Source organism: Streptomyces milbemycinicus (assembly GCF_002154605.1).
Classification (GTDB): domain Bacteria; phylum Actinomycetota; class Actinomycetes; order Streptomycetales; family Streptomycetaceae; genus Streptomyces; species Streptomyces milbemycinicus.
This window is the reverse complement of sequence record NZ_MUNE01000156.1, coordinates 1-3,788: the sequence shown is the minus strand read 5'-3', so window position 1 is coordinate 3,788 and position 3,788 is coordinate 1. Positions and strand designations below refer to the sequence as shown.

Here is a 3,788-nt window from a genome sequence, read left to right as displayed (position 1 = left end):
CCAGCAGGCGTCGGCGGCGGCGACGGCCACCAACTAGAAGCCGCCGCCCGGCCCGGCGACTCGGCGGCCGGGCGGGCGGCGCTCTGTTACGCCTTCAGCGCCTTCTCCAACTTGGCGACCTGCGCCGAGACCACGGCGTCCGGGAGGAGGGGCTTGGTGGGGTTCGCGATGTCGACGCCGAAGAACACGGACAGGTGCGCACCGGAGCGCACGATCGTGAACCTCACAGTGCCGACGTCCTCCGTGCCCGCCTCGGTCAAGGTGTAGGCCAGCGCCTCGTCGCCGAGCTTCGGCGCGGTCAGCGGCTCCACCTTCGCGACGTCCGCCTTCTCGCCGCTCCCGTCGGTCGCCTTGAACCCACCGGTGCATGCCGTGAGAGCGCCCCGCAGGTCCGATACGGTCTGCTCGGCGCCGGCCTCCGCGTACGAGGACACCCGGATCATGCCCGTGGCGGTCCCCGAGCCCTTGCCGCCGCCGGTCAGCGCCCCGGCCGAGGAGAACGTCGCGTACGCCGAGTCCTTCGGCGCCGGGTTCGTCTGAGCCCCCATCAACTGCGCCAGCGGCTGGCACTTGGCGTCCGCGGCCTTCGCCGACCCGCCGTCCGAGTACTCCTTGTCCGTCATCTTCTCGACGTCGAAGCCCTTGATGTCGGCCTTCACGACCACGGCCTTCTCCAGCGCGGCCTTCGGCAGCGGCGCGGCCTGCTGCTCCGCCGCCGGCGTCTTCTCAGCCGACTTGTCGGACTTCTTGTCACCGTCGGAGTCGCCGCCACACGCGGTCACCAACCCCAGCGCCGCCACGGCCGTGACCGCCAACACGACGCGCGACACAGACTTACTCACGTTTTTGTCCATCCTTGGTTGACTCTCCCGCGATCGCGGTTGAGGTCATCAAACATCGGGTTGCCCCTGGTAGAACAGAGATTTCCATGACAATCCGATATCGCCGAAAAGGTTGCGCAACGCCGGATCACGAGATCACAACGGCCCGGCGGCACGGAATACCCCGAGCATGGCAGAGGCTGCCCCGATCATGAGCGAGATTCTTGTAACGGGAGCGACCGGCAACGTCGGCCGAGAGGTGGTGGCTCAACTCCTGGCCGCGGACACGACGGTACGCGTCCTGGTACGCGACCCCGATTCGGCCCGGCTGCCGGAGGGGGTCGGGGCCGCGACCGGGGACCTGTCGAGGCCGGACACGCTGGAGGGGGCCCTGCGAGGGACCGACTCCGTGTTTCTGATCTGGCCCTTCCTCACGACCGAGGGCGCCCCCGCCGTACTGAAGACGCTCGCCGCAGGTGCCCGCCGCGTCGTCTATCTCTCGTCCTCGGGCGTGCGCGCGGACACCGACCGGCAGACCGACCCCATCAACCAGCTTCACGCCGACATGGAGCGCCTGATCGAGGAATCCGGCCTGGAGTGGACCGTTCTGCGCTCCAGCACCATCGCCTCCAACGCACGTGGCTGGGCCGGGCAGATCCGCGCCACGGGTGTCGTACGCGGCCCCGACATCGCCGCCACGGCGGTGATCCACGAACGCGACATCGCGACCGTGGCGGCCCGCACGCTGACCGACGACGGGCACGCGGGAGCGAAGCACGTCCTGACCGGCCCCGAGGTACTGAGCAGGGCCGAGCAGGTGCACACGATCGGTCAGGCGCTCGGCCGCCCCGTCCGCTTCGAGAAGGTCCCCGTCGAGGCCGCACGGCAGCAGATGCTCGCCGACGGCAGGCCGCCCGCCCTCGTCGAGGCCCTTCTGGCCAGCGCCGAGACGCGGCCCGAATCACACGTGATCACCCGCACGGTGGAAGAGCTCACCGGAGCGCCGGCACGTACGTTCCGCTCCTGGGCGCAAGAGCACGCCGACGAGTTCCGCTAGGAACACCGGTCAGAGTGCTCCGCTGCGCTGCGTGTTGGCTGCGCTGCGCTGTACCTATGCGCCGTCTCGCGGCATTCGGCTCACGCGGGGCGGCCCGGCGGGCGGCTGAGCTCACGACGCTCCGCCGCAGCTGCTGCCGCGCGGTGGCGAGCCGGTCAGTCGGCTCTCCCTCCACCCCCTCTTAGAAAAACACTTGATGTAGAGCAAGCATTTTTTTAAGAGGGGGTGGGGGAGGGGCCCAAACCGAACCGGCGTCCACCGCTCCGGGCGACCCTCCGCCGTTCCCCCGCCCCGTCGGCCGGTGACGGCCCCTTGGGCTGGACGGCGACGATGCCTCCGGCGTCCCTCCCCTTCCCGCTGCCGGCCGCTTTGCGCCAAAGGCGCGAGACGATACCCGCTCTCGGCAACCGGACCATGCCGTCCAGCGGCGGGGGCGGCGCTTTGCTGAGCCGGTGCCGGTGCACCCTGTTTCCCGCAGCGGACCGGGGATTCACGGGATGCCCCGACACCCAACCCCCGCCGAGGGTTGTACCGGATGACCCCTATGTGGGGCATCACATATCACCTGCCGCAAAAGCAACCTTTCTCTCGGTGCTCTGTCTTAACGAGCAAAACCGCCCCGTACCGGCCCTGACCAAGCCGGGCGGGCGGTATCAGCGCTGAGACTCGGGCCGGAGGGGGGCCGACGCGCGGCGGGGTCGCCCCGGCCGCGCGTACATCACCATGAAGATCTCATTCCTGCTGCACAACGCGTACGGAATAGGCGGCACCATCCGCACGACCTTCAACATGGCAAGCGCGCTCGCCGCCCGTCATACGGTCGAGATCGTCACCGTCATGCGGACCCACGGCGTGCCCAGCCTCCCCCTCCACCCCGCCGTCCGGATCACCCCGCTGATCGACCGGCGCCCGGACGCGAAGGGGAGCGACGCGGACAACCCCCTTCTCGAACAGCCCACTTCGCACATCCCGGCCGCCGAGGCGAAGGGCACCACGAACTTCAACGCGCTGACCGACCAGCGCATCGCCGCGTACCTCGCGGACACCGACGCGGATGTGGTCATCGCGACCCGCCCCGGGCTGGTGATCTACCTCGCCGAGTTCGGGCAGCGCCGCTATGTGCGGATCGGGCAGGAACACCGGATCTACGGCACCCATCAGGCGTCGCTCCGCGCCGCCTGCGATGCCGCGATCGCCCGCCTGGACGCGTACACCACCGTCTCGGAGGCCGACGCCGGGACGCACCGCGCCCATCTGCCCGGCGTGACCACCCGTATCGTCGGGCTGCCCAACGGAGTCCCCGCCACAGAGGTCGAGCCCTCCGACTCCTCGGCGAAGCTGGTCGTGGCGGCCGGGCGGCTCATTCCCGTCAAGCGGTACGACCTGCTGGTGGAGGCATGGGCCACGGTCGCCGCCAAGCACCCCGACTGGCATCTGCGTATCTATGGCCGAGGCCCCCAGCAGCCCGTACTCCGCCGCAGGATCGACGCACTCGGCCTGGCCGACCACATCACGCTCATGGGCGCCCACTCCCCCATCGAGACCGAATGGGCCAAGGGCTCGATCGCCGCCGTCACCTCGCGCGAGGAGTCGTTCGGGATGACGATCGTGGAGGCCATGCACTGCGGTGTGCCCGTCGTCGCCACCGACTGCCCCCACGGGCCCGGCGAGATCATCACGCACGGCCGGGACGGCCTCCTCGTCCCCGTCGGCGACAGCGACGCCATCGCCAAGGGGCTGCTGAGCCTGATCGAGGACGACGAGCTGCGCCGCTCGATGGGCGCGGCGGCGCGCATGGCAGCGCGGCGATACGCGCCGGAGCGCGTGGCGGAGGCGTACGAGCAGCTGTTCACGGAACTCTACGAGGCGCGCGGCGCGGCCGTCCCGGCCACCCGCCGCGCGCCTCGTAG

The 3,788-nt window shown here is 70.2% G+C and carries 3 protein-coding genes; 2 read left to right on the top strand and 1 reads right to left on the bottom strand.

Features of this window, described 5'->3' with window-relative positions; translation table 11 throughout:
* Positions 1-86: 86 nt before the first annotated feature.
* A complete protein-coding gene (locus tag CCN51_RS14135) occupies positions 87-842 on the bottom strand; it encodes a hypothetical protein (RefSeq protein WP_238545441.1) in 756 nt (251 codons plus the stop codon).
* 190 nt (positions 843-1,032) lie between these two features.
* On the opposite strand from CCN51_RS14135, the gene CCN51_RS14130 reads away from it, so the two are divergent.
* The gene (locus tag CCN51_RS14130; RefSeq protein ID WP_106436416.1) at positions 1,033-1,878 is read left to right on the top strand and encodes an NAD(P)H-binding protein; all 846 of its coding nucleotides are present in this window, start codon (positions 1,033-1,035) and stop codon (positions 1,876-1,878) included.
* 723 nt (positions 1,879-2,601) lie between these two features.
* On the top strand, positions 2,602-3,788 hold a 1,187-nt coding region (locus CCN51_RS14125; RefSeq protein WP_143675802.1), incomplete at its 3' end, for a glycosyltransferase family 4 protein.

Excerpts from the sequence above, each read along its gene's own strand:
- CCN51_RS14130 (WP_106436416.1), top strand. The coding sequence starts at position 1,033 with ATGAGCGAGATTCTTGTAACGGGAGCGACCGGCAACGTCGGCCGAGAG.